The 23179-nt window shown below is 61.8% G+C and carries 21 protein-coding genes; 15 read left to right on the forward strand and 6 right to left on the reverse strand.

All coding sequences use genetic code 11. The features are described from left to right. Window positions 1–57 precede the first annotated feature (57 nt). From OSC37_RS04775 to OSC37_RS04795, 5 genes are all read left to right on the forward strand, one after another. The gene (locus OSC37_RS04775) at window positions 58–1950 is read left to right on the forward strand and encodes a type II/IV secretion system ATPase subunit (protein ID WP_267163460.1); all 1893 of its coding nucleotides are present in this window, start codon (window positions 58–60) and stop codon (window positions 1948–1950) included. Next, the gene (locus tag OSC37_RS04780; protein WP_267163461.1) at window positions 1947–3653 is read left to right on the forward strand and encodes a type II secretion system F family protein; all 1707 of its coding nucleotides are present in this window, start codon (window positions 1947–1949) and stop codon (window positions 3651–3653) included. Before OSC37_RS04775 ends, OSC37_RS04780 begins: the two co-directional genes overlap by 4 nt. Before the next feature lie 46 nt (window positions 3654–3699). After that, complete coding sequence (locus OSC37_RS04785; protein ID WP_267163462.1) at window positions 3700–4128, forward strand: DUF5791 family protein; 429 nt, start codon at window positions 3700–3702, stop codon at window positions 4126–4128. Next, entirely contained in the window at window positions 4125–5033 is a 909-nt protein-coding gene (locus tag OSC37_RS04790) for an SDR family oxidoreductase (protein ID WP_267163463.1), read from the forward strand. Before OSC37_RS04785 ends, OSC37_RS04790 begins: the two co-directional genes overlap by 4 nt. 85 nt (window positions 5034–5118) lie before the next feature. Then, window positions 5119–6303, forward strand: a complete 1185-nt coding sequence (locus OSC37_RS04795) for a DHH family phosphoesterase (protein ID WP_267163464.1) — start codon at window positions 5119–5121, stop codon at window positions 6301–6303. 149 nt (window positions 6304–6452) lie between these two features. On the opposite strand, the gene radA is transcribed toward OSC37_RS04795, so the two are convergent. Next, a complete protein-coding gene (gene radA / locus OSC37_RS04800) occupies window positions 6453–7496 on the reverse strand; it encodes a DNA repair and recombination protein RadA (protein WP_267163465.1) in 1044 nt (347 codons plus the stop codon). Window positions 7497–7617: 121 nt separating this feature from the next. Next, entirely contained in the window at window positions 7618–7974 is a 357-nt protein-coding gene (locus OSC37_RS04805; protein ID WP_267163466.1) for a winged helix-turn-helix transcriptional regulator, read from the reverse strand. A gap of 139 nt (window positions 7975–8113) precedes the next feature. On the opposite strand from OSC37_RS04805, the gene OSC37_RS04810 reads away from it, so the two are divergent. Next, complete coding sequence (locus OSC37_RS04810) at window positions 8114–8530, forward strand: DoxX family protein (protein ID WP_267163467.1); 417 nt, start codon at window positions 8114–8116, stop codon at window positions 8528–8530. Between the two features lie 67 nt (window positions 8531–8597). Further along, window positions 8598–9428 (forward strand): pantoate kinase, encoded by an 831-nt coding sequence (locus tag OSC37_RS04815; RefSeq protein ID WP_267163468.1) that lies wholly within the window; start codon window positions 8598–8600, stop codon window positions 9426–9428. 108 nt (window positions 9429–9536) lie between these two features. Here the strand turns inward: OSC37_RS04815 and OSC37_RS04820 are convergent, their stop codons facing one another. Next, window positions 9537–9731: a cold-shock protein gene (locus OSC37_RS04820; protein ID WP_092704293.1), complete on the reverse strand. Its 195-nt coding sequence runs from the start codon at window positions 9729–9731 to the stop codon at window positions 9537–9539. 105 nt (window positions 9732–9836) lie between these two features. Between OSC37_RS04820 and OSC37_RS04825 the strand changes: the two genes are divergently transcribed. Continuing rightward, window positions 9837–10586 (forward strand): 4-phosphopantoate--beta-alanine ligase, encoded by a 750-nt coding sequence (locus tag OSC37_RS04825; RefSeq protein WP_267164155.1) that lies wholly within the window; start codon window positions 9837–9839, stop codon window positions 10584–10586. Here the strand turns inward: OSC37_RS04825 and OSC37_RS04830 are convergent, their stop codons facing one another. Next, complete coding sequence (locus OSC37_RS04830; protein ID WP_267163469.1) at window positions 10587–12296, reverse strand: HAMP domain-containing protein; 1710 nt, start codon at window positions 12294–12296, stop codon at window positions 10587–10589. 198 nt (window positions 12297–12494) lie between these two features. After that, the gene (locus OSC37_RS04835) at window positions 12495–14303 is read right to left on the reverse strand and encodes an ATP-binding protein (protein WP_267163470.1); all 1809 of its coding nucleotides are present in this window, start codon (window positions 14301–14303) and stop codon (window positions 12495–12497) included. Window positions 14304–14527: 224 nt separating this feature from the next. Between OSC37_RS04835 and OSC37_RS04840 the strand changes: the two genes are divergently transcribed. The 7 genes from OSC37_RS04840 (at window position 14528) to OSC37_RS04870 (ending at window position 20907) form a co-directional block, all read left to right on the forward strand. Next, a complete protein-coding gene (locus OSC37_RS04840; RefSeq protein ID WP_267163471.1) occupies window positions 14528–15478 on the forward strand; it encodes an ArsR/SmtB family transcription factor in 951 nt (316 codons plus the stop codon). Between the two features lie 141 nt (window positions 15479–15619). Beyond that, window positions 15620–16117, forward strand: a complete 498-nt coding sequence (locus OSC37_RS04845) for a halocyanin domain-containing protein (protein ID WP_267163472.1) — start codon at window positions 15620–15622, stop codon at window positions 16115–16117. Window positions 16118–16202: 85 nt separating this feature from the next. Next, entirely contained in the window at window positions 16203–17657 is a 1455-nt protein-coding gene (locus OSC37_RS04850) for a 4Fe-4S ferredoxin N-terminal domain-containing protein (RefSeq protein ID WP_267163473.1), read from the forward strand. Then, window positions 17657–18994, forward strand: coding sequence for an NrfD/PsrC family molybdoenzyme membrane anchor subunit (gene nrfD, locus OSC37_RS04855; RefSeq protein ID WP_267163474.1), 1338 nt, complete (start codon window positions 17657–17659; stop codon window positions 18992–18994). The genes OSC37_RS04850 and nrfD overlap by 1 nt, the downstream gene beginning before the upstream one ends. Further along, window positions 18991–19257, forward strand: coding sequence for a hypothetical protein (locus OSC37_RS04860; protein ID WP_267163475.1), 267 nt, complete (start codon window positions 18991–18993; stop codon window positions 19255–19257). Before nrfD ends, OSC37_RS04860 begins: the two co-directional genes overlap by 4 nt. A gap of 50 nt (window positions 19258–19307) precedes the next feature. Further along, window positions 19308–20444: an Mrp/NBP35 family ATP-binding protein gene (locus OSC37_RS04865; protein ID WP_267163476.1), complete on the forward strand. Its 1137-nt coding sequence runs from the start codon at window positions 19308–19310 to the stop codon at window positions 20442–20444. Between the two features lie 58 nt (window positions 20445–20502). Beyond that, window positions 20503–20907, forward strand: a complete 405-nt coding sequence (locus tag OSC37_RS04870; RefSeq protein WP_267163477.1) for an SHOCT domain-containing protein — start codon at window positions 20503–20505, stop codon at window positions 20905–20907. Here OSC37_RS04870 and OSC37_RS04875 read toward each other — a convergent pair. After that, window positions 20904–23081 carry a methyl-accepting chemotaxis protein gene (locus OSC37_RS04875; RefSeq protein WP_267163478.1) on the reverse strand — a complete coding sequence of 726 codons (2178 nt, stop codon included), beginning with the start codon at window positions 23079–23081 and terminating at the stop codon, window positions 20904–20906. The genes OSC37_RS04870 and OSC37_RS04875 overlap by 4 nt on opposite strands. Window positions 23082–23179: the final 98 nt, after the last annotated feature.

Below are 23179 nucleotides of genomic sequence, written 5' to 3' on the forward strand. Positions count from 1 at the left end.
GACGTGCGGTGGCGGTCCGTCCGGAGATTTATACCAGATTCCGGGACCAGTGGTCGTATGTCCGACAGCGTCACAGGAGCCATCGACCAGCTCCGAGAGCTCTTCGGCGAGAGCGACGGAGGATGTCGGTGTCAGCCCGCCTTCGACGGCGAGAGGCTGGTTCTCGACGCGACAGACTGTCCCCACGCCGGGGTGCTCGAAGATGCGCCGGAGTGTCGGGAAACAGCAATCGATGCACTGACCGAACGGGACGTAGATGCCGTGGTGACAGAAGCAAACGGTGTCGAGCGCGCCTACGAAGACGAGGCAGCCGGACTGTTAGTCGCGGCCGGCCGGTTCGTCGAGACGGTCTCGTTTCACGACGAACGACTCGCACAGCAAGCACGGCGGGACCCGCTTGGTGCCTGTCGGGAGGCGACCGGGCGGGCTGGCGCGGTGGCCGAAATCGCCGCAGAGACGGGTCTCGATGTCCTCGCTGGGGCTGCTGCCAGCTACGAGGAACTCCTCTCGCCGGCGGTCGGCCCGACGCTCAGCCACTGGCGGGTCGAGCCAGCGCCGCCCAACGCCGCGCTTCAGGAAGTCATCGACCTCGACACCGGCGCGACGGTCAGACGGTACGACCGCCCGAACGGGCCACCGGCGTACCACCTCGTCCCGCTCGAACAGCAGCTTCCAGCCCCGGCGCTGTCGACACTCGCAGACGCCTACCAGCGCCTTGCAGGGGGTCGATTCGACGGCGGCGAGCGCGCGCCGGCGAGAGCTGTGCGGGCGGCTGCCGACGACGCGGAGGCGGAGTGGGTAGAGCAGGTCACCCAGGTTCTCCGGAAACACGCAGGCGGCTATGGGCTGTTAGAGGATATCTTCGCTGACCCCTCGGTGACAGACGCATTCGTCACCGCTCCAGCCCCCAAGAATCGACTCCGGGTGACTGTCGATGGCGAGACCTACGTCACAAACACGTGGGTAACAGCCGAGGGTGTCGACGCGCTTGCCTCGCGGTTCCGTCGCGAAAGCGGCCGTTCGTTCTCTCGGGCAGAACCCACGCTGGATGCGACCGCGACGGTTGCTGGCCGGCGACTCCGGATTGCCGGTGTCACCGATCCACCGAGCGACGGGACCGCGTTCGCGTTCCGCGCACAGGGCCGGGAGGTCTGGACGCTCCCTGGTCTCGTCCGAAACGACACCGTCACCGCGGAGGCGGCCGCGTTGCTCTCTGTTGCGGTCGAACGCGGGAGCGCGCTGCTGGTCGCTGGTCCGAGAGGGGCCGGAAAGACGACCACGCTTGGCGCGCTCCTCTGGGAACTCCCACCAGAGGTCAGGACGGTCGTTATCGAGGACACACCAGAGCTACCGGTCTCTGCGCTCCAGAACGCGGACCGGGACGTGCAGGCCCTGCTGGCCGGCGGCGACACAGAACGGTTGTCTCCGAGCGACGCGCTCAGAACGGCACTCAGACTCGGCGACGGGGCGCTCGCAGTCGGCGAGGTCAGAGGCGAGGAGGCAGAGGTCCTGTACGAGGCGATGCGTGTCGGTGCAAACAGTGAATCCGTGCTGGGAACGATACACGGCGACGGGGCCGAGGCAGTGTACGACCGGGTCGTCACCGACCTCGGCGTCTCGCCGAGTTCGTTCGGCGTGACCGACCTCGTCGTCAGCCTGGAGACGACGGCAGCCGGCCGGCGACGGGTTCGCGCTATCGAGGAGGTCGTTCCGAGTGAACCGGGTACGTTCGCAGCCCTGTACGAACAGAGTGGCGACGGACTGGGTTCGACAGGGCGTCTCGAACGCGGGAACAGCCACGCCGTCGATGCGCTCACCAGACCTGGTGAGTCCTACGCCGACCTCCGGGAGTTGCTCGCCAGCAGAGAGCAACTCCTCGACGCACTCGCGACGCAGGAGGCGACATCTGGCGATGCAGTGACCGAGTCACAGGCCGACCGCCAGCAATGAACCCGAAGCTTTCGCGGGTGGCTGCAGGGTGTGCGCGCCTGTATCCCTGGCCCGTCGAGGTGAGCGAGGAGTTGCGCGACGCGCTGGCTTTTCTCGATACCGACTGCGATGGGGCGACAGTCGTCAGAGCGGGCTACGGCGCAGGTCTGACCACCGGTGGCGGCATCGGAGTCGCTGCGGTGTTCAGCCCTGAGCTGTGGCCTGTTATCGTGCTCGTCGGTTGTACCTTCGCACTCGCCGTCGTTCACCTGATTCATACCGCACCGAAAGTGGCTGCGACCGCCAAGCGAACCAGTGCACTCGGTGCCGCACCTGACCTCGTCGCACGCGCCGTCCTGCGCATGCGGCTCACGCCGACGCCCGAGCGGGCCGCAGCCTTTGCCGCAGAGACGAGCAACGGTGTACTCAGCGATGAACTAGAAGCACACGTCAGACGGGGCCACCATACAGGGGATGCCGGACTGACCGCGTTCGGAGACGCCTGGAGTGATTTATTCCCATCGCTCCGGCGGGCGTGCTCACTCATCGTGGTTGCAGGCCGGACACCCGAGACGGACCGCCACCAGTTACTGGACCGGGCACTGACAGTCGTCCTCGACGGCACTCGCGAGACACTCCAGACCTTCGCTGCCAGCATCCGCGGCCCCGTGACCGCGCTGTATGCCTTCGGGGTGTTGTTACCGACAGCACTGGTGGCACTGCTGCCGGCCGCTGGGGTGGCTGGTGTCGTCGTGACGCCCGCAGTCGTCGTCGGTGTCTACAACGTCGCACTACCGGTCGCGCTCACGGTCACGGCAGTCTGGCTGCTCACCCGTCGTCCGGTCGCATTCCCACCGCCAGCGGTGACACGGGCACACCCCGACGTTGCCGACAGGCGACTTCACGGGGCGCTGGTCGGCACCGGCGTGGCACTGGGTGCCTGGCTTGTCTGTGCCCGACTCTTCCCAGTATGGGGGCCACCGGTCGCGGCGGTCGGCCTCGGTACCGGGACCGGACTCATCGTCGCCACTCGGCCAGTAGTCGCCGTCTACGAGCAGATTCGAGCAGTCGAGGACGGACTCTCCGACGCGCTGGAGTTGATCGGACGGCGAGTCGCCAACGGTCGGGCCGTCGAAACCGCAATCGACCAGGTCGCGACGGAACTCGACGGGCCGACAGGCGAGATACTTGCCGACGGCGCACAACAGCAGCGACAGCTCCACATTGGAGTCCACGAGGCCTTTCTCGGCCGACACGGCGTCCTCGACAGCGTGCCGAGCCCACGGGTTCGAGGGAGTCTCGCGCTACTCTCGGTGGCTGCGGACGAAGGGGCACCGGCAGGGTCCGCACTGCTTTCGCTGGCAGAACACATCGACGACCTCCAACAAATCGAGCAGGAGGCACGACACACACTCAACTCGGTCTGCCGGACGTTGACCAACACTGCGACCGTGTTCGGCCCACTAGTCGCGGGGGCAACGGTCGCCCTGGCTGGGGCCATCGGTGGCAGCACGGAGTTCGGTGGCGGCGGCCAGACCTTCGGCTGGCTCGGCGGCCCCGTCGGGCTGTACGTCCTCGCGCTGGCAACAGTTCTGACCGCCCTGTCTGTTGGACTCGTTCGCGGCGTCGACCGCGCGCTGGTCGGCTACCGCGTCGGGCGAGGACTCAGCACCGCGACGGTCGTATACCTCTGTTCGTTTCTGGTGGTCAGAGGGATGCTCTGAGGCTCCGAAAGCCTAGGTGCTTATATCCCGCCGTCCAAGGGCGTATATGCTCAGAGGGAGGTTCGAGGACGCGAATGAGTTGTCCCCCGAAGAACTCCGTGCCGCATACGATGACCGACTCGTGGCCGTCATCAAGATGGTCGGGAGAGGGACAGTCGCCGAGGAAGTCGAGGTCGACGAAGCAGTACTCTCGGCGCTGGTCGCAGGAGAGTCTCCGGAGGTGACACTCGAAACAGCAGCCGAAATTCTCGCACTCGACGACGAACTACCAGACGCCGATAGCATCGCCGCCGAAGCCCGCGACATCCTGCTCATGGGAATGTCGATTGCCGTCCTCGACGTGGAAGCGGTCGCATCGGGTCTCGATGATGAGATGGAACCGAAAGAAATCCAGCAGAAAACAGAAGGGCGATTTCCGATGACGCTCGACGAGTACGCGCTCGTCCACAACTACATCGAACGCAACAAACAATGACGACCGTCGCGATACTCGGCTGTGGCTACGTCGGCCTCGCACTCGGAGAGAGACTCCTGACAGCGGAGACCGTCGACCGCGTCGTCGGCGTGCGACGCTCAGACAGTGGCGTCGACGCGATGGAGGCTGCCGGAATCGACCCGATACAGGGCGATATAACTACCGAGAAGACGCTCTCGGCGCTTCCGGATGTCGAAGCAGTTGTATTCGCAGCGAGCGTCGGCCGGAGCAGCGAGACAACCTCCCGTGAGCTGTATGTCGAGGGCCAAAAGAGCGTTCTGGACCATCTGCGTGACAGAGAGACGCCGCCGGAGCGCTACATCTACACGTCGAGCACGGGCGTCTACGGGGACCACAGTGGCGACTGGGTCGATGAGGCAACGCCAATCGACCCCGAGACCGAGCGACAACAGACACTCGCCGACGCCGAAGCAGTTGCCCGTGAGCGCGCGGATGATATTGCCACCACAGTCGTCCGGTTCGCAGGACTGTACGGCCCAGACCGGTACCGCCTCGAACGCTATCTCGATGGGCCGGTCACCGAGGGAATCCTGAACCTGACCCACCGGGAAGACGCCGCTGGAGCGCTCGCATTCGTGCTCGGAGAAGAGGTTGCCCGGAACGAGGTGTTGCTGGCCGTCGACGACGAACCGGTCTCGAAGTGGGAGCTTGCCGACTGGCTCGCCGAGAGCTGCGGTGAGTCAGTGCCACCGAAACAGACCAAAGCAGAACGTCTCGCAGACGAGTCTCTCTCGACCGGGGCCAGACAGCGAATCGAGGCAGACAAGCGCTGTCAAAACGAAAAGCTCCGGTCACTCGGATACGACTTACAGTATCCGACGTTTCGGGAAGGGTATCAGGCAGCAGTCGACGCGTACACCGCCACCGACAAACAGGATAAATAGCACGACAGCAGCCGGACGTATCGACAAATCGGCAGAGGTGTGGGGAAAGCAGTACACATTTGTATCCGGGCGGACCGCTTGAGGTATGAGCATAGTCGACACGGTGAGCGAGGAACTCGACGCGCTGGCGTCGTCGCTCGCCGACGAACCGTTGCTCGCGGTCGCTCTCCTCGTCCTCAGTGTCGCGATTCTCGCCGCTATCGGCCTTCTGTACAGGTCGGCAACCCGAACAGCCGGCGAGCGATTTGCGCGGGTGGTCGGCTCGTACGACGCTGTCGCTGTACTGATGCATCCGGACCCAGATCCGGACGCGATGGCCTGTGCGCTTGCGGCCGGCGACATCGCCGCCGACCGGGAGACAGCTGTGACGTTGTATTATCCGGGCCAGATTCGCCACCACGAGAACCGCGCGTTCGAGACCGTCCTCAAAACCGAGTTCGAGCAGATAGAGAACACGGGGGAAATCGAGGAATCTGCCGTCGTCCTCATCGACCACAACGAGGCCCGTGACTTTCACGGGGCCGACGATATCGACCCGGTCGCCGTCGTCGACCACCACCCTGGCGGCGGAACTGGGGGTCGGCTCACCGACGTCCGAACCGACTACGGTTCGTGTGCGAGTATCTTTGCCGAATACGTCGAGGAGCTGGGCTGGGACCCAATATCACCCGAAGACCTCGACGAAAGCGACGAAGACGACCCGCTCGCGAACAGACTCTCACCCACGACGGCAACTGCACTGCTCTATGGAATACAGGCAGACACCAGTCAACTCACCAAAGGGTGTACCGGGGCGGACTTCGACGCTGCGTCGTTTCTGTATCCAGGTATCGACGAGGAGAAACTCGACCGCATCGCCAACCCAGAGGTCGACCCCGAGTCGCTCGACGTGAAAGCGCGGGCTATCACTGGACGGGATGTTCGGTCTGCCTTTGCGGTCAGCGATGTCGGCTCCGTCTCGAACAGCGATTCAATCCCACAGGCTGCCGACGAGCTCCGCAGGCTCGAAGGCGTCAATGCTGTCGTCGTCCTCGGCGACAAAGACGACACAATCCGATTTGCCGGCCGGTCGAACGACGACCGCGTTCACATGGGAAAAGTCCTCGAATCGGTGCTCGAGGACATCCCGATGGCAGGTGGCGGCGGGCACGCCCGAATGGGCGGCGGCCAGTGCTCGCTCGAACACATGGAGGGTCTCGGCCCTGGCGAAGGCGTCTCGCGTGAAGAACTCCGCGAGCGGTTGTTTACCGCGATGAACGGAGATATGTAATTTTACTGTTTGTTCCTCCGAACGGCCGACGAGTGAGACGCGAGAGGTTTCGCCTGGAGAACAGCTTCCGGCACGTAGATACCATCAAAAACGAGTACTTTCACTCTGGGCCCTCAGACTCCTCTATTCTTTCCGACAGACAGTGTCAGTTACTCGGGTTCGAGTCCGTCACCGGTCACACGCATGACCGACTCGCCGTCGGCGAGGTTCGGTGCGTCGACCAGCCGGACGATGCGCTTGTCGTTTTTCGACTTGCGCAGATAGATACGGAACGTCGAGGTGTGACCCAGAATGTTACCACCAATGGGCTGGGTCGGGTCTCCGAAGAAGGAGTCGGGGTTTGCCGCCACCTGATTGGTGACGATGACGGCGGTGTTGTTGAGGTCACCGACGCGCATGAGGTCGTGGAGGTGTTTGTTGAGCTTCTGCTGGCGCTCGGCGAGTTCGCCACGGCCGACGTACTCTGCACGGAAGTGTGCGGTGAGTGAGTCGACACAGAGCAGGCGAACCGGGAACTCGTCGTCCTGGCTCTCGCTTGCAATCTCCTGGGCCTTCTCTGCCAGCAGAATCTGGTGGTTCGAGTTGAATGCCTTGGCGACGTGAATCTTGTCGAGTACCGCTTCGAGCAGGTCATCGAGCAACGCTTCGTCACCCGCATCGGCTCCGTCCTCGTCGGCCACGTCGTGCAAGACCATCGTGTCTTCGATGACCTCGTCGTCGAGCCCGCGGACCATATCGTCGATACGCTCGGGGCGGAACGTATCTTCCGAGTCGACGAAGATAGAGCTCCCTTCGAGTCCGCCGTGTTCGGCGGGAAGCTGAACGTTGACCGCGAGCTGGTGAGTCACCTGCGACTTACCAGCACCGAACTCACCGTATACTTCGGTGATAGACTGGGTCTCGACGCCGCCGCCGAGCAGTTCGTCGACTTCCTCGACCCCCCAGGTGAGCTTGCCGATTTTCTCCCGTCGCTCCAGTACCGTTGCGCCGCTCTCGAAGCCGCCGATGTCAGCCGCCTCGCGTGCGGCTTGGATGATGTCGGCGGCGCTCGATTCACCGATATCTGCCGTGTTCGACAGCTCGCCCGGACTGGCGACCGCGATTCCCTGATAATCGTCGAATCCATTGTCGTGAAGCTTCTCGGCTGTGGCCGGACCGACGCCCGGCAGCTCTTCGAGGTCTTGTGATGCCATACCCGCCGGTTGTGCGGCCTCATACATAAACCCCAGTTAACACCGCAGTGAAAGTATAAATCGGAGGCGGTATGACGATACCGTGGAATCCCGAGGGTGATTTAAAATGCGAAAAAGAGAGTTACGACTCTCCCTCTTCGGAGGCCAGCCACTCCTCGGACCAGGATTCTAGTTCTCCGAAGACCGGACACAGCGCCTCGCCTTGCTCCGTGAGGCTGTAGTAGGTGGCGATTGGTTTGTCCTCGACGCGCCGGGCGACAAGTCCGGCCTCGCCCAGGTCGTCGAGCACCCGTGAGAGCGTCCGCGAACTGGCACCAGTCGAGCGCTTGAGTTCATTGAATCGCTTTTCGCCGTCGGACAGGTCGTACAGCACGATAAGTCGCCACTCCGAGCCGATGTGTTCCACGGCCCGAACGACCGAACAGGCCTCTTCGTTTTTCGATTCGACTGCGTCCGTGTCCTCGACTGTCGATGACATCGATGTTACCTACTTACATTTATGTCGCCAAAGCTAAATATACGTTCTGGTACGAACCAAGTAACGTAATGAAACTACAAGCCACTGCAAGCGGACAGAGAGACAAACAACACGCCCTCAGAGCGGAGGTGTCGCGCTGATGTCAGTGACTGGAACCGCCGCACTCGGACTGCTAGTCGGTCGTATCGTCTTCGGCGGCACGCTCGCATTCATGGGATTCAATCACTTCATGCAGCGCGAGGAGATGGCCGGCTACGCGGAGTTCAAGTGGCTGCCTGCACCGACGCTGTCGGTACTCGCCTCGGGAGCAGTTCTCGTCGCCGGGGGTCTCGCGCTCATCGCGGGGGTGTTTCCCGTCGCGGCTGCACTCGCCCTCGCTGGATTTCTCGTCGTCGCCGCGGTGACGATGCACAACTTCTGGGCGGTGCCCGAAGACCAACAGCAAGACGAGATGACGGCGTTTCTGAAGAACCTCGTGATGGCCGGCGGGGCAGTCGCCGTTGCCTCGGTCGGGACGCTCTCCTGGGAGTACGCCCTCGACATCGGACTGTTCTGAGCGGTCGACCCCGCTGGGCGACTGGAGAGCCGTGACCACTAAAGGAGTGCCCGCCTGAGTGCCAGCCATGACAGACGTAGCGCAGGCGTTTGTGCCGGGGCACGTGACTGGATTTTTTACGAGCGACCATGACCCCGACCCAACGAAAGCTGGCTCGCGGGGCTGTGGTATTGCCCTCTCAGAGGGAGTCACCGTAACGGTCCGTCCCGCTGACGAAGTTTCGGTCGAACTGAACGGGGAGCCAATCACGATGGGAGCTGTCGAGCGCGTTCTCGATGCGCTCAAAGCCCCTGCCGCGGTCAGCGCGACCACGGACCTCCCGCTGGGTGCTGGGTTCGGCGTCTCGGGAGCGATGGCCCTGGGTACGGCCCTGGCGACAAACGCGGCGTTCGACCGGCGACTCTCTCGAAACGAACTCGTCACAGTCGCCCACGGCGCGGAGGTCCAGGCAGGAACCGGGCTGGGAGACGTGGTAGCACAGGCAAACGGCGGGGTCACGGTCCGTCTCGAACCAGGCGGCCCACAGGACAACGCACTCGACCGGATTCCCGCCCGCGGTCGCGTCGAATACCACGTCATCGACGACCTGGCGACCGACGGCGTGCTCGACGGCGACACAACGGCGCTCACGACTGCCGGCAAGAAGGCGCTCTCGGATGTCGTCGGGGAGCCAACACTTGACCGATTCATGCGCGCATCCCGTGAGTTCGCCCGCGAGTCGGAACTGCTCACTGCACGCGTTCGGGATGTGATACTCGACGTGAACGAGGCCGGCGGAACTGCCACGATGGCGATGCTCGGCGAGACGGTAATCGCACTCGGCACCGGACTCACCGATGCGGGGTACGACCCCGATGTGTGTCAAATCCACCCCGCAGGCGCGACGCTCGAACCGTAGTCGCCGTCGCTTCCTCGTCGTTCCGGGTGGTGCTGCGAGGCCGTCGCTGAAAGCGTAAGTGTTCGAAAAGACAGTGATACGTCACCTGTCGTGACGCGTGTCAGTTATCTACGGGCGAACGACGTTTTTCGCTCGCGGGCCCTTGGGGGCCTGCTCGATGTCGAACTCGATGTCCTGTCCTTCTTCGAGGTCCGGGCCGCCTACGTCTTCCATGTGGAAGAAAACGTCGTCGTCCGCGTCCTCAGTCGAAATGAATCCGTAACCGCCTGTGTCGTTGAAGAAATCAACCGTTCCTTGCGTCATAGCAAACAAATGTACACCCGGGAGCGGTATATGACTTCCGAGAGTCGCGGTACCACGCCACCACCAAGCGACGGGCTTTCATCGCTGGCCAGCAACGACTGGCACATGAGCGATGTCGACGTACCCGAAAGTCATCCGCGCTACGAGTCGTTGCTGACCCGCCACCGCATCGAGGAAGGGGTCGAAAAGGGCATCACGAGCAGACAGGGGCTCATCGCACAGGGCCGGGGTGAGGCCTTCGATTACCTGCTCGGTGAGGAGACGATACCAAGCGCAGACCGGGCCGAGCGGGCCGCGGCGGCGCAGTTACTTCTGGCCGAGAAGCCAGTTCTCTCGGTCAACGGGAATGTCGCTGCGCTTGTTCCTAAGGAGATTGTCGAGCTGGCCGAGGCCGTCGACGCCGATATCGAGGTGAACCTCTTCAACAGAACCGAACAGCGGATGGAAGCTATCGCGACCCACCTTAGAGAGCACGGCGCAGACGAGGTGAAAGGGCTCGCCGCCGACGCACGAATCCCTGGACTCGACCACGAGCGTGCGAAGGTCGACGCCGACGGCATCCGCGCCGCAGACGTAGTGTTGGTCCCACTCGAAGACGGTGACCGGGCGGCGGCGCTGGCAGAGATGGGGAAAACAGAGATAGTCATCGACCTCAATCCTCGGTCCCGGTCGACGGAGGTCGCAGCGGTCCCCGTCGTGGACAACATCATCAGAGCGGTTCCGAATATCACCCGACACGCGCGAGAACTGGCCGACGCCACGCCGGAGACGCTCACGGAACAAATCGAGCACTTCGACCCCGACGAGGCACGTCGAGACGCAGAGCACCGGATTCGAGACGGCGACCTGGCGTAGCTACTCGTCGTCGCCGGTGTGTCGCCCCGGGCTCTGTGCGCCTCCGGTCGGACCGACCGAGAAGACGAACTCGTGTTCTGCCTCGGTCTCGAACCGACCGAGGATGTCACGGAGCGGCTGTGCGTACCGCTGAAGGTCGTTTGCCTGCTCTGAGACCTCATTGAGTTCTGCCGCCTGCTCTTCGGCAGCTCCGGCGACGTGTTCAGCCTCGGCCATCGTCTCCTCGCTCAGCTTGACGATATCGTTTATGTCGGTGGCGACTGCCCTGATGTTCGTCAGTGCCTCCCCGATATCGACGTCCTGCTGGGCGGCCGCGGCTTCGAGTTCGTCGGTCACCTCGTCCATCGTCTCGGAGATGTTCTTGAGGCGTTCTTTCTGGTTGTAGGCGTCGTCGGAAATCTTCTGAATCGAGTCGGCGACCTGCTCGCTGGCGTCCCGCACCGTCTCGGCACTTTGCTCGACTTCGGCCCCGGCCTCTTCGACCTCGTCGACGTAGCTTTTGAGCTGGCCGGTCGTCTTCTCCAGCTCCTCTATCATGTCGTTGAACTCCTCTGCAATCTGGTCCATGGACTCCTCCTCGCCGTCCGACTCCATCCGCTGGGTCATATCGCCCATCCCGACCTCCTGCATGATATCGGAGTACGTCTCGGCTTTCTCCTGGAGATAGGTCGCCATCTCCTCTGCCTCGGCGCGCGCGACCTCTGCTTCCTTGCGGGCGCTTTCGGCCTCGTCTCTGGCGTCCTCGGCCTCTGTGATGCGTTCTTTGAGGTCTCCCCGCATGTCGTCGAACTCGTCGTAGAGGATGCCGATTTCGTCTTTCCGGCTCGTCTCAAGGTCGACGTCCAGGTCACCCTCACCCATCGCTTCGGCCCGGGAGGCAAGGGTGTTCAGGTCTCGAATCGCGACCCAGCCGCCGGCACCGATACCGACGAGCAGGAACAGGAACGCGAATCCGAGCGTCAGCCCGAAGTTCTGGCCGACAATGTTTCGCACTTCGAAGGCTGCGCTCTTTGGCGTCTCCGTGACGACATAGAGGTTGTCGTGTGACTGGACCTGCCGATACGCGTAGATGTTGTCGCCCGTCTCGGCTCTGGTCAAGTTCGCATCGCCGCTTGGGCGGGTAATTTCGGGCTCGTTACCGATGACGAGGTCGTCGCTCGCAGAGACGACGCCGGTCGCCGCACCCTCCGTACTCTGTTCGATTCGTGGGCCGACAACGTCTCGCGAGGTGTTTATTTCTCCGAGCAACACGGCGTTATCGTTCTGGGGAAATCGAAGATACGACCCGATTGCCATCATTCCGTCCCCGTACTGCCCCGGGAGGACAAACTGGTCCTGTTCAAGCGTCTCCTGGTCGAAGTTCGGCCCATCGCCGTCGTAGAAGTTCGTCCCCACGAAGTCGCTGTCGGAGCTGGCGAGAACCTCACCGGAGGAGGCGCTCACGTAGTGCAGATCTGAAATCTCAGCACTCGTCTCGAACTGTTGGTTGTAGAGGAAATCCGAGATTTGCCCCCCCTGTTGGAACTGAATGCCCTCTTCCGTGATGATGCCCTCGATGCTCTCGACCTCGTCGAGACGGTCGGCGAACCAGTTATTGTACGCGTTCTCCTGGAGGACTGTCGAGGCCTCTACCTGCTGGTCTACTTGGTCGTTGAGCTCCCCGTCAAGCCCCTGATAGAAGTAGAACCCAACGCCGCCAGTAAGTAACATTATAATGACAACGGCGAGAGTCAGTTTGACTAATACACTCTTCTGAACGAAATCCGGCATGATGGTATCTATAGCGCTCATGGTTGGGTATTGCATCCGAGACGGGTTGTCTCACCCGCTTGGTTCTCCGGGGACCGTTATAGTACTTTTTGATAGGTAACAAATGAGTCTAGATAACATACTCGTCCCAATACGGCGTCAGTCTCGCCCGTGTCGGGTCACACAGTAGGGGAGTCCAACGAGTTCGACCGGTTCGGAGTTGTCGGGAGAGTAGACGACCATCTGGCCTTTCTCCATGTATGGGACCTTAGACTCGAGGTTCCTGGGGATATTGACGGCAGAGATAGCGTCCTCGTCGCCAAGGTTGAGGACGATTGTCGTGTTTATCTGTTTGAACACCGGGTCGGCGATATCCTGTGGGTCCTGTGTGATGAGAAAGAGCCCGAGCCGTTCCTTTCGGCCCTGTTTTGCCGCATCGGTGAACTTGCCGATGACTTTTCGGGCCTGGACTGTGTCCGCGTCGGTCAAGAAGTTGTGTGCCTCGTCCATTCCGACAATCAGGGGCGTTTCTTTGATGCGGTCGTAGGTCGGGTCGTTCGAGAGTTTCTGGTCGACAAGTAGTGACGCGAGTGCGAGGACGACTGTCTCGGCGTGGCGGCTGTCGGCGATGTGGTACGTGGGGACGACGGTGAGCCGTCCCGGTCGGACGAACTCGTGGACGCGGTCTGTTATGGGGTGGGCATCCTGGTCGAAGACCGGACCGAAACCACGCACACGCCGGCTTATTGCATCGAAGGTCGCCTCGTGAACGCGCCCGGTCTCGTCGAGTTCCTCACGAAGCGCAGGGTCGTCCATGAACGAGCAGAACTGTTCGTAGGTGCCGTCTCGGCCATACTGGTCACGGAAGCGTTGGAGTAAGACGTTCACGAGCGCACTGTACTGGTTGTCGTTCAGGCCACTCCCGGCGACGAGCCAGGGGTTGTCGTGGACCATGCTGAACGGAATCGTGAACTCGACCTGTTCGGCACGGTGATGGCTCGCAGCATAGTTCGACGACCCGACTTTCGGGACGAACGCGACGGTGTCGTCGTGTCCACCGTGGGTGATACCCTCGCTGTCGAGCGCGTCGGCGAAACCGTCGTCGTACTCGCCGTCGTCGTGCATCTGTGCGTACTCGTCCTGGGGGTCGAACTGGACGATTGCAGGCCTGACCTCGCGGTCGCCGCTCGTCTCGATGGGATACGAGCGCTCCTCGTCTAAGAACTGCCGCAGGATATTCTTCGCGGCGTGTGTCTTGCCGGACCCCGTCCCACCGGCGATGAGCGAGTGTCGGAAGACGAGTGGGTCTCCGTCGTCGTAGGCGTCTTTCAGCCGGTAGTCGATTGTCGGCGGTTGGGCCGCTGTCTGTACCTTCTGTCCGCCAACCGAGAGATGACCCAGGAAAACGCCGTCGGCAGGGATATTGAGCCCGGTTTTGATGTCGCGTTTCTCTTCGGCCTGTTGGACGACGGTCTCGGGTTTGGGGACCCGGTCGGTCATGCGTCGGGTGAGCGAGCCGCTGTCTTCGGAGAGAATGGCGACCGGTTCGAGCGTCGCCATCAGCTTGAAATCTTCCTCGTCGATATCGTCCGAGCGCATCGCCCGGCGTGCGTGTATCTCGGTCGCGTCGTCGGCCCGGAACGTCTGTTCGTACTCCAGTTGTGTGACCCGACAGAACAGACGCTCCCCGTCGGGATAGGGGGCAATGAGATACGCGCCGAGCCGGACCGCCGCGCGGTTTTCAGCGGTGATGTACGCCCGGAGATGTGTCTCGTCGGCGTCCTCGGCAATCTGTAACCCCCCACCGGCCGAGAGCACACCGAGACCGCTATCGCTCCCAACGGGAGTGACATCGTACGATTCGAACTCGGCCGTCTCTGTCGGCTCACCGTCACCGTCACTCGTCTCGGCTGTTCGGTCGGTCGTCTCTTCGTCGTCGAACTCCGTGAAATCCTCCAGGTCGGTCATTGGTGACACATCGACGTGCAGACACTAACACGTTTCCCCCGCGTATCGTCGCCACCGAAGCTGTAGTTCGGCGGTGTCGGGTGAAATCCGACAGAGGGCGTCTTTGTTAAAGAGCCATTCTCCAGAGAGCAGAGTACCACTCAGCGCGACTATTTAGCTAAAATAGGTATTTGTGCCTTGGATACACTATTTATAGTGCGGGAGAGAAGGCAAAATAACGAGAGATGAGCAGTATCTTTCCGATTCGAGAGAAGGTATCACTCGACCGCGACTCAGAGCCACGGCTGGTCGACCTCGATGAGGACACTGCCGACGAGGTGTTCGAAGCGCTGGCGTCGTCGACCACCCGGAAGATATTCTTAGAGTTGCACAACCAGCCACAGACGGCGTCAGATCTGGCAGACGTAACAGAGACATCCGTTCAGAACGTGCAGTACCACCTCGAAAAGCTGGAGGAGGTCGACCTCGTCGAGGTGGTCGACACCTGGTACTCCGAGCGCGGCTCGGAGATGAAGGTGTACGCACCCGAAGACGAGTCGCTCGTCTTGTTCGCTGGTCGGGACAAACAGGGCGCATTCAGGCGGTTACTCAACAGGTTTGCGGGACTGTTCGCGCTGTTGGTTCCGCCGAGTATTCTTGCCGGATGGCTCGCTAATCGCGGCGGGTCCGAGGAACAGATTCGCGGCGAGTACACGGGCACAGAGGGAGATGTCTTCACGAGCGAGGCAGCAGAGGAGGATGCTCCGCCCGCGGACGGTGATGATATAACTGTCGAGACAACGGACGGCGGTGATGGTGCCGACGCAGCAGACGGTGGTGACGATGGCGGTATCGGGACACAAGATGTCTCGGGGACAGAGACGCCCGAAGCGACGCCAGAAGGAACACCGGAACCCCAGGCAACCGGGACGCCGGCACCAGACGGAGGTGTGACCGAGACATCGGCACCGGATGGCATGACCGAAACGCAAGCCGACGACCAGTCGGTCGAAATCGTCGTCGATAACGCGACAGACCTCGCAGATGTCACCGCACAGAACGATACGGTCTATCTTGCCGTCGACAACGCGAGTAACTCGGATATTATGGGGATTGATCCCACAGTCGCGCTCGCTTTCTTCCTCGGTGGACTGGCGGTCTACGGGCTCTTCGTCCTGCGTCGCCGGATTATCTGACCCGCCTCAAGTGGATATTTCGCTCGCAAGCCATTGACCTTTGTCGAGTGTGTACTTATATTTTTGTCCGATTCTCAGGGGGCTGGAACCCCAAAACCGAAGCTTTCAATCGGGCGTAGTCGTAACCCCAGGTTGGATACAATGACTGAGCTTGATATCGACCGGCGGAAGGTACTGAAGGCTGGTGGAGCGACACTAATGTTGGCAACGGCAGGCTGTATGGGCGGCGACGACGGCGACGATGGCGACGACGGTGAGGATGGTGGCGACGGTGAAGACGGCGGCGATGGTGGTGACGTGCCAAGCGAGGTCGACGACTACCTCTCCGATGCGAACGGCTACGACGGGACCGTTGAGGATATGACCGGTGAGGACTCGATTACCATCGAGAACGGAGCCAACGAACCCGACTACGCGTTCGGCCCGGCTGCAGTTCGCGTCGATGCCGGGACCGAAGTTACCTGGGAGTGGGTCAGCGACGGTCACTCTGTGGTCGCTACCGACGGTGCCGACTTCGAATCTGGTATCGAAAACAGCGGGTTCACACACACCGAAACGCTTGAGGAATCGGGTGTAATTCTCTACGAGTGTGGGCCCCACGCGGCGGTCGGTCAGCTCGGTGCGGTGGTCGTGGAATGACCGCCGGGCCGGGATTTAAAGAGCTTAGTAGTCAGCGTCTGGAGCAACGCAGGAAACCCGGAAACAAACGCGGAGGAAATCACAAATGAGCGCGGACGACAAGAACGACGAATCAAAGCACCCCTACGAGACCGAGGACTCATTCCACCCGCTCGGCGCGGAGTGGGAAGACCGGATGCGCAACGAGCTCGAAGACACCGAGTTCGACGCCGACCTCGGGATGGAGATGGCCCGGGACGCCCAGCGTCTCGTTGCGGGTGAACTGTCAGAGGAAGAGTTCTACGCAGAGTATCACGAGGATATGGAAGACGAGTTCGAGGTCGACGAGCGACCCGTCTTCGACGACATCGACGATGTCGACCTCGACGCCGCAGAGGACGAATCGATGCTCGAAGCCCTCACCGACGTGGACTTCGAGAACGAGGACACCTCTCGGCGCGAGATGATGAAGAAGATGGGTGCCGGTGCGGCCTTCCTCGGATACGGCGCGTACGCAACGTACGACCAGGACGACGAGCAGATTCCGGACAACGTCAGCGGCATCCGGCCGGCTGACAAGGAGGACCGGGAACACCGCTGGGGGATGGTCATCGACCTCGAACGGTGTGACGGCTGTCTCTCCTGTGTCACCGGCTGTATCAACGAGAACGGGACCTCGACCGGTGCGAACTGGATGTACGTCTTCACGTACGACAACGAGGACACCGAACAGCAGAACTTCCTGGTGCGCCCGTGTCAGCACTGTTCGAACGCACCGTGTGCGAAGGTCTGCCCGGTTCGTGCCCGTCACGTTCGGGAGAAAGACGGGCTGGTGTTGACCGACTACGAAACCTGCATCGGCTGTCGGTACTGTCAAGTGGCCTGTCCCTACGGCGTCAACTACTTCCAGTGGGGCGAGCCCGACGTGCCGATGTCGGACCTCGAACACCTCGACATGCGCCCGGAGGAGGTCCGGTCTCTCGACGAGGACGAGCGCCAAGAGATGCTCTCGGAGGCCAACGACCACGTCTACGACGAGCGCGGACGCTGGACCGACAGCCGGCCGCCGCAGGGCGTCATGGGCAAATGTACGATGTGTCCGTCCCGACAGGACGAGCACACGGACAACCCCAAGGGCACTGTCGCGTGCCAGGACGCCTGCGACGAGGCAGGCATGAGCGCGATTCACTTCGGCGACCTTGACGACCCCGAAAGCCGTCCGAACACCTACCTCGAACGGCGCCAGGAAATCGAAGAGAGTCCCAAGGAGAAATCCGAGAAGTTCGAGGACGCCGAGGACTACGAGCAGCCCCCGGCCCCACATCCCGAATCACAGCTGCCGACGTTCAGGCTGCTTGAGGACCTGAACACCTCGCCGAACATCACATACATCGGCAACCAGCCGGGAGCAAACGCAACAGAGACGCCCGAAGAGCGCCCCGTTCCCTACGAGAGTCTGAGCAACGACTGGGGCGTCGAGGTTGTCGCCGAGCGCAAGGAGCACCTCGACTACGGTGCTCGCGCGAACGGCGGCGTGAGCGAGGGAGAGGGTGATGCCTGATGGCGACGAAGGAACAGAAAGAGCCAGAGCCGGCTGACATCATCCGCCCGATTTTGAACACCTCGAAGTGGTGGTACATCGGATTCGGTGTTGCCGCGGCGGTTGCGCTGGTCTGGCTTACCGCCTTCGGTTTCCAGCTCCAGGAAGGACTCATCGTCACAAACCTTGCTGACTGGGGTAGCGGTGGCGGTGCCACCTGGGGACTGTACATCGGCGCGTTCATCTGGTGGGTCGGTATCGCTCACGGCGGGATTATCCTGTCTGCGGCAGTCCGCCTGTTCGGGATGACCAAATACCAGCCCGTGGCACGGATGGCCGAACTACTCACGCTGTCGGCGCTGGCGATGGCCGGCCTGTATATTGTCGTCCACACAGGACGGCCCGACAGGCTCGTGACCAGCGTGGTCAACGCCTATCCCTGGACGGTCCAGACATCGCCGCTGGCGTGGGACATCACGGTCATCACGCTGTATTTCGTGATGACGGCGACCTACATCGGTCTCACGCTCCGGTACGACACCTACCAGCTCCGTGACCGGCTCCCGGACGTCCTCAACCCGCTGTACAGTGTCGTGCTTATCGGCTACAGCGAGAAAGAGGACGAGGTCATCGAGCGGATGGTCTGGTGGCTCGCACTCGGTATCATCGTGATGGCCCCGCTCTTGCTCCACGGCGGCGTGATTCCGTGGTTGTTCTCGCTGTTACCGTCGATGCCCGGCTGGGGCGGCGCAATCCAGGGACCGCAGTTCCTCTCGATTGCACTCACCTCGGCACTCAGCGGCGTCATCATCCTCGCGTACGTGACCCGCATCGCCTACGACTGGGGCCACATCTTCACCGACCGAGTTGTCAGTGGCCTAACAAACTGGCTCGGCATATTCAGCCTGATATTCGTCTGGCTACAGCTCCAGCAGGTCATCAACGGCCTGTTCGCCGCTCAGGTCCGCGCGGAAGTTGTGATGACGGCGAAGCTGTCGAATCCAGCCTACCAGATGGCCATCGGAATCATGGCTGTCGTGCTTGCGTATATTTTCGCACAGGCGATTAAGCCGAGCGTCTTCTCACAGACCCGGTCGCTCATTGCCGCCTTCGGCGTGCTGATTGCGACCCTCACTGAGAAGATCCTGTTCGTCTACGAGGGCATTGCCTATCCGGAGTTCGGCCTCTACGACCAGGTTCCGGGACACTACTTCCCGAGTCTGGTCGAACTCTCTTCGCTTGCTGGAACAGTCGCGCTGTGTGCGATTATCTTCATGGTCATCCTGAAGCTGTTCCCGGTCATCGAACTCCACGCGGTCGAGGACCACGATGACCACGACGAGGAGGTGTCAGCATGAACATCATGACCGCACTTATGACCGCAGTCTGGAACGTTCCACTCAAAGCGTACTTCGACCCGTGGGCGATTCCGCCCGGCGTCTGGGTCATCTTCGGCGTCATCGGTCTGCCGGTGTACACCGCCTTCCTCGGCTGGTTCGTCGGCAAGCCGCGTGACCTGAAGACACTCGCACTGGGGTCGACGCTGTTCCTGCTGTTCGTCAGCGCGCTCTGGGGCGGGCTGTTCGTGACGACGATGCAGATTCGCCTCATGTTCTTCTAGGTCCCACGAGATTCCGAAAGGGACTCACTTCTTGGGCCCGTATCTGTTGTATGGACGTCTCACCTGCAGACGTAGAAGACGCGCTCCGAGAGATAGAGGACCCACGCATCGGTGACGATATCGTCTCACTCAACCTCGTCAATAGCATCGCCATCGAAGACGACACTGCGGAGATCTCCGTCGCGTTCAACACACCGTTTGCGCCCTCGGAGATGGAACTCGGCAAGGAGATTCGCTCGGTTATCTCCGACCTCGGTCTCGAACTCGAACTCCACGCGGACGTGACCGCCGAGCAAGGATTCGACGAAGAGGTCTTCCCGAATATCCGGAACGTAGTCGCCGTCGCATCCGGGAAAGGTGGCGTCGGGAAGACGACCGTCGCCGCAAACCTCGCAGCAGGACTCGACAAACTCGGCGCACGGGTCGGCTTGCTTGATGCGGACATCCACGGCCCGAACGTGCCCCGGATTCTGCCGGTCCCCGAAGAGCCGAAAGTGACCCCGGACGAGGAGCGCCTGATTCCCCCCGAGTCCGACGGCGTGAAAGTGATGAGTATGGGCTTTCTCGTCAAGAACCAGGACGACCCCGCAGTCATGCGCGGCCCGATGGTCAACAACGTGATGACACACTTCCTTGAGAACGTCGAGTGGGGGACGCTGGACTATCTCGTCGTCGACCTACCGCCAGGGACGGGCGACGCCTCGCTCGACTTGCTCCAGTCACTCCCGGTCGCGGGAGCCGCTATCGTAACGACACCCCAACAGATGTCACTCGACGACGCCCGAAAGGGACTGCGTCTGTTCGAGAAACACAACGCCCCAATCATGGGCATCGTCGAGAATATGAGCTCGTTCCACTGTCCGACCTGTGAGGACACCCACGACCCGTTCGGGTCCGAGGGCGCAGAGGCAATCGTCGAGGACTACGACGTGGAGTTGCTCGGCAAGCTCCCGATTCACGAGGACTTCGGGGCCGACGGGACGGAGGCACCGGTCGTCAAAGACGAAGATACCACCCCCCACGGACCAACAATCGAACTCGTCGAGGAGATGGCCGACCGCGTCAGCGAGCTGAACCGCCGGAAGGTCGCCGGACGGACCGAGAGCGTCGACGCCGGCTCGGCGTTCGAAGACCAGCCCGCAGGGACCGCCCAGGTGACGACAGACCCCGGCCAGGGCCCGAACTGACGCCCGCACAGTAGTTCCGTCGGAAATTTATAGCCAACACAGCTACCACATCGTATAGATGGGAGACTCGACCACAGGCTACAGCCGGTCTCGGTTGATGGGCATTATCGCAGTACTCACCTTTGGCCTTACCTCACTGACCGCTGTGCTGGGTGGTGGTCCGCTCGTCCCGGCTATTTTCGTCACCGGGTTCTTCTTGCTCTTGCCGCTCGTTGCCCTGCTAGGCGACGATTTCCCGCTTGTCGAGTCGAGCGACGAGCAGCCACAGCCAGCGCCACGACAGGACCCAGTCGAGACGCTTCGAGACCGATACGCGCGCGGGGAAATCGACCAGGCCGAGTTCGAGCGCCGACTCGATTACCTCGTCGAGACCGAAGACCTCGGATTCGATGTCGAGGACGAACTCGGTCGGTTAGAGAGCGACCAGAACACCCGAGCCAGAGAGATAGAGCGCGAGCGCTAGTCGGAACGTGGCGTCTCGGGACCGGCCGGCGTGTCACGAGCTTCTGTCGCCACATCGAAGTCGCTGACCTCGTCGTTGAGTTCACTGGCAATCTGGGAGAGTGACTGAATCTCGTTTGTGATTTCCGTGACCGCCGATGTCTGCTCTTCGGTCGCGGCCGATACCTCGCTGGCTTCGGTTGCCGTCTGTTCGCTAACTGCCGACACCTCGTCGACCATCGAGACGACCTCTTCGACCGTGGCAGCCTGGTCGTCGGTAGAGGTGCTTATCTCGCTGATGCCGCTCTCGACTTGTTTGACTGCGTCGGCAATCTCGTCGAAGGTCGTAATCGCGTCCTCGATTGTTTCGGTCCCTCGTTCGACGCGGCCCTGCATGGCATCGATGTCTTCGACGGTCAGCTCCGTCGAGTGCTGGACCTCGTCGATTCGGGCCTCGATCTCTGCGGTCGCCTGTGCGGCTTCCCCAGCCAGAGATTTGATTTCGTCGGCGACCACTCCGAACCCCTCGCCAGCCTCGCCGGCCCGAGCGGCCTCGATGGAGGCGTTCAGCGCCAACATATTCGTCTGCTCAGCGATTTCGGTTATCATGTCGACGATTTCGCCGATTTCGTCGACGTTCTCTCGTAACTCCTCGACCTGTGCGGTAGCCTGGTCGACGCGCGTCTCGATTGCGTCAATCTCATCGGTCGCCTCGGCGGCGTACTCTTTGCCGGTCTCCCCTTTGGCGACTGCAGTCGAGGCCGTGGAGGTGACCTCCTCGGAAGAGGACGCTATCTCTTCGATAGTCGCAGACAGATTGTTCATCTCCGCGGCAGCCGTCGAGAGGCGCTCGTTCTGGCGCTCTGCGCCGCTTGCAATCTCCTGGACGCCCGCTGCGGTCTCCTGGCTCGCGCGTTCGACGTCGGCCGTCCCGGTGGTGACCTCGTCGCTTGCCTCGGCCACCCTGTCGGCGGCCTGCTGGACCGTGCGAATGCTCTCACCCAGACGGTCGATGCCAGCTTGGAGATTACCAAGGACGTCGCCGTAGACGCCCGGCAGATCGGTGTCGATATCGGTATCCAGTCGCCCATCCCGCAGGTCCTCGCTCGCCCGGAATATCTCCGCGAAGCCAGTTTCGAGTTCGCCGAGCCCGGCATCGAGAGACCCGAGCACGTCGCCGTAGGCACCGGGCCGGTCGCTGTCGATGTCACGCCCGACCCGTCCCTTCTGGATGTCGTCGCTGACTGTCTGAATCTCGTCGAAACTCTCCCGGAGCTCTGCGGTTCCCCCCTCGAAAGACGCCATAATCTCGCCGTACGTACCGGGGTAGTCCGTATCGACACGCCGGTCGAGGTCGCCGGATTCGATGTTCTGGCTGACTGCGTCGAGGTCTGTGAATACGCCACGGAGATTCTCCTGCATCTCGATGAATGCCGATGTCATTCGGCCGAGTTCGTCGTCAGCGCTGTGTCGCTCGACCTGATAGTCGAGATTTCCGTCACTCATCGCCACCGACGCCTCGGAAACTTGCGAGATTGGCGGTGTGATGCGTCTGGTGACGAACAGGCCGACGAGGACGGCGACAACGAACGAGAGGACGGTCGTCGCGCCGACGAACAGCATGGCTCGCTGCTGGGTCTGGTCGGCCTGTTGGGAACTCGCCGCTTCGTCAGCCACGGCTAACTCTACCAGTGTCCCTGCCTGCTCGCGAACGGCCTGGCCGTCCGAGCTGATGCTCTCGAGCGCCGTATCTATCTGTTCTTGGTTGTCGTTTTCGACGGCTTCTTGCAGCATCCGGAGCCCCCTGTTGAACTTGGAGTTCAGCCAGACTAACTCCTCTAGTGCCTCCTGTTGTTCTGCGTCCAGGTCGTAGGACTCCAACGTTTCGACACGTTCTTCGATAGCTGCCTGTGCCTCAGCTATACGCTGGGCCCCGCTCTCGTCACCAGCTGCCAACAGCCTCGCCGCACGCTCCTGGCGGTTCACGTCAAGTTGGAGGGTCTGGCTCTCGTCGACGATAGTCGCGCTCTCGCCGATTTGGTCGGCCTGACTTCCGACCGAGCTCACGGCAATCACGCCAATCAGACCGGCGAGTGCCGCAACGACTGCGACGACGAGGAAAGCGCCGACGAGTTTCGTTTTCAGGTCGAGCGTTGCGGCCGGAATCTTATCGAGTAGTTGCTGTTTGTCGATCATGTTTCTCTCCAAATGGGTGTGCGGACAGTCGCAGTGTACCCCTGATAGAACGCATGACAGTAGAGTTGCAGTCATGCTATATAATAACACCACCCAAG

This window comes from Halovenus salina, assembly GCF_026410925.1.
Classification (GTDB): Archaea; Halobacteriota; Halobacteria; order Halobacteriales; family Haloarculaceae; genus Halovenus; species Halovenus salina.

Bases quoted from the DNA above. Each gene is read 5' to 3' on its own strand.
- OSC37_RS04835 (WP_267163470.1), bottom strand. From the start codon at position 14,303: ATGACCGACCTGGAGGATTTCACGGAGTTCGACGACGAAGAGACGACC.
- OSC37_RS04840 (WP_267163471.1), top strand. From the start codon at position 14,528: ATGAGCAGTATCTTTCCGATTCGAGAGAAGGTATCACTCGACCGCGAC.
- radA (WP_267163465.1), bottom strand. From the start codon at position 7,496: ATGGCATCACAAGACCTCGAAGAGCTGCCGGGCGTCGGTCCGGCCACA.
- OSC37_RS04775 (WP_267163460.1), top strand. From the start codon at position 58: ATGTCCGACAGCGTCACAGGAGCCATCGACCAGCTCCGAGAGCTCTTC.
- OSC37_RS04780 (WP_267163461.1), top strand. From the start codon at position 1,947: ATGAACCCGAAGCTTTCGCGGGTGGCTGCAGGGTGTGCGCGCCTGTAT.
- OSC37_RS04860 (WP_267163475.1), top strand. From the start codon at position 18,991: ATGAACATCATGACCGCACTTATGACCGCAGTCTGGAACGTTCCACTC.
- OSC37_RS04825 (WP_267164155.1), top strand. From the start codon at position 9,837: ATGAGCGATGTCGACGTACCCGAAAGTCATCCGCGCTACGAGTCGTTG.
- OSC37_RS04865 (WP_267163476.1), top strand. From the start codon at position 19,308: ATGGACGTCTCACCTGCAGACGTAGAAGACGCGCTCCGAGAGATAGAG.
- OSC37_RS04815 (WP_267163468.1), top strand. From the start codon at position 8,598: ATGACAGACGTAGCGCAGGCGTTTGTGCCGGGGCACGTGACTGGATTT.
- OSC37_RS04785 (WP_267163462.1), top strand. From the start codon at position 3,700: ATGCTCAGAGGGAGGTTCGAGGACGCGAATGAGTTGTCCCCCGAAGAA.
- OSC37_RS04870 (WP_267163477.1), top strand. From the start codon at position 20,503: ATGGGAGACTCGACCACAGGCTACAGCCGGTCTCGGTTGATGGGCATT.
- nrfD (WP_267163474.1), top strand. From the start codon at position 17,657: ATGGCGACGAAGGAACAGAAAGAGCCAGAGCCGGCTGACATCATCCGC.
- OSC37_RS04820 (WP_092704293.1), bottom strand. From the start codon at position 9,731: ATGACGCAAGGAACGGTTGATTTCTTCAACGACACAGGCGGTTACGGA.
- OSC37_RS04790 (WP_267163463.1), top strand. From the start codon at position 4,125: ATGACGACCGTCGCGATACTCGGCTGTGGCTACGTCGGCCTCGCACTC.
- OSC37_RS04805 (WP_267163466.1), bottom strand. From the start codon at position 7,974: ATGTCATCGACAGTCGAGGACACGGACGCAGTCGAATCGAAAAACGAA.
- OSC37_RS04795 (WP_267163464.1), top strand. From the start codon at position 5,119: ATGAGCATAGTCGACACGGTGAGCGAGGAACTCGACGCGCTGGCGTCG.
- OSC37_RS04850 (WP_267163473.1), top strand. From the start codon at position 16,203: ATGAGCGCGGACGACAAGAACGACGAATCAAAGCACCCCTACGAGACC.
- OSC37_RS04845 (WP_267163472.1), top strand. From the start codon at position 15,620: ATGACTGAGCTTGATATCGACCGGCGGAAGGTACTGAAGGCTGGTGGA.
- OSC37_RS04830 (WP_267163469.1), bottom strand. From the start codon at position 12,296: ATGTTACTTACTGGCGGCGTTGGGTTCTACTTCTATCAGGGGCTTGAC.
- OSC37_RS04875 (WP_267163478.1), bottom strand. From the start codon at position 23,081: ATGATCGACAAACAGCAACTACTCGATAAGATTCCGGCCGCAACGCTC.
- OSC37_RS04810 (WP_267163467.1), top strand. From the start codon at position 8,114: ATGTCAGTGACTGGAACCGCCGCACTCGGACTGCTAGTCGGTCGTATC.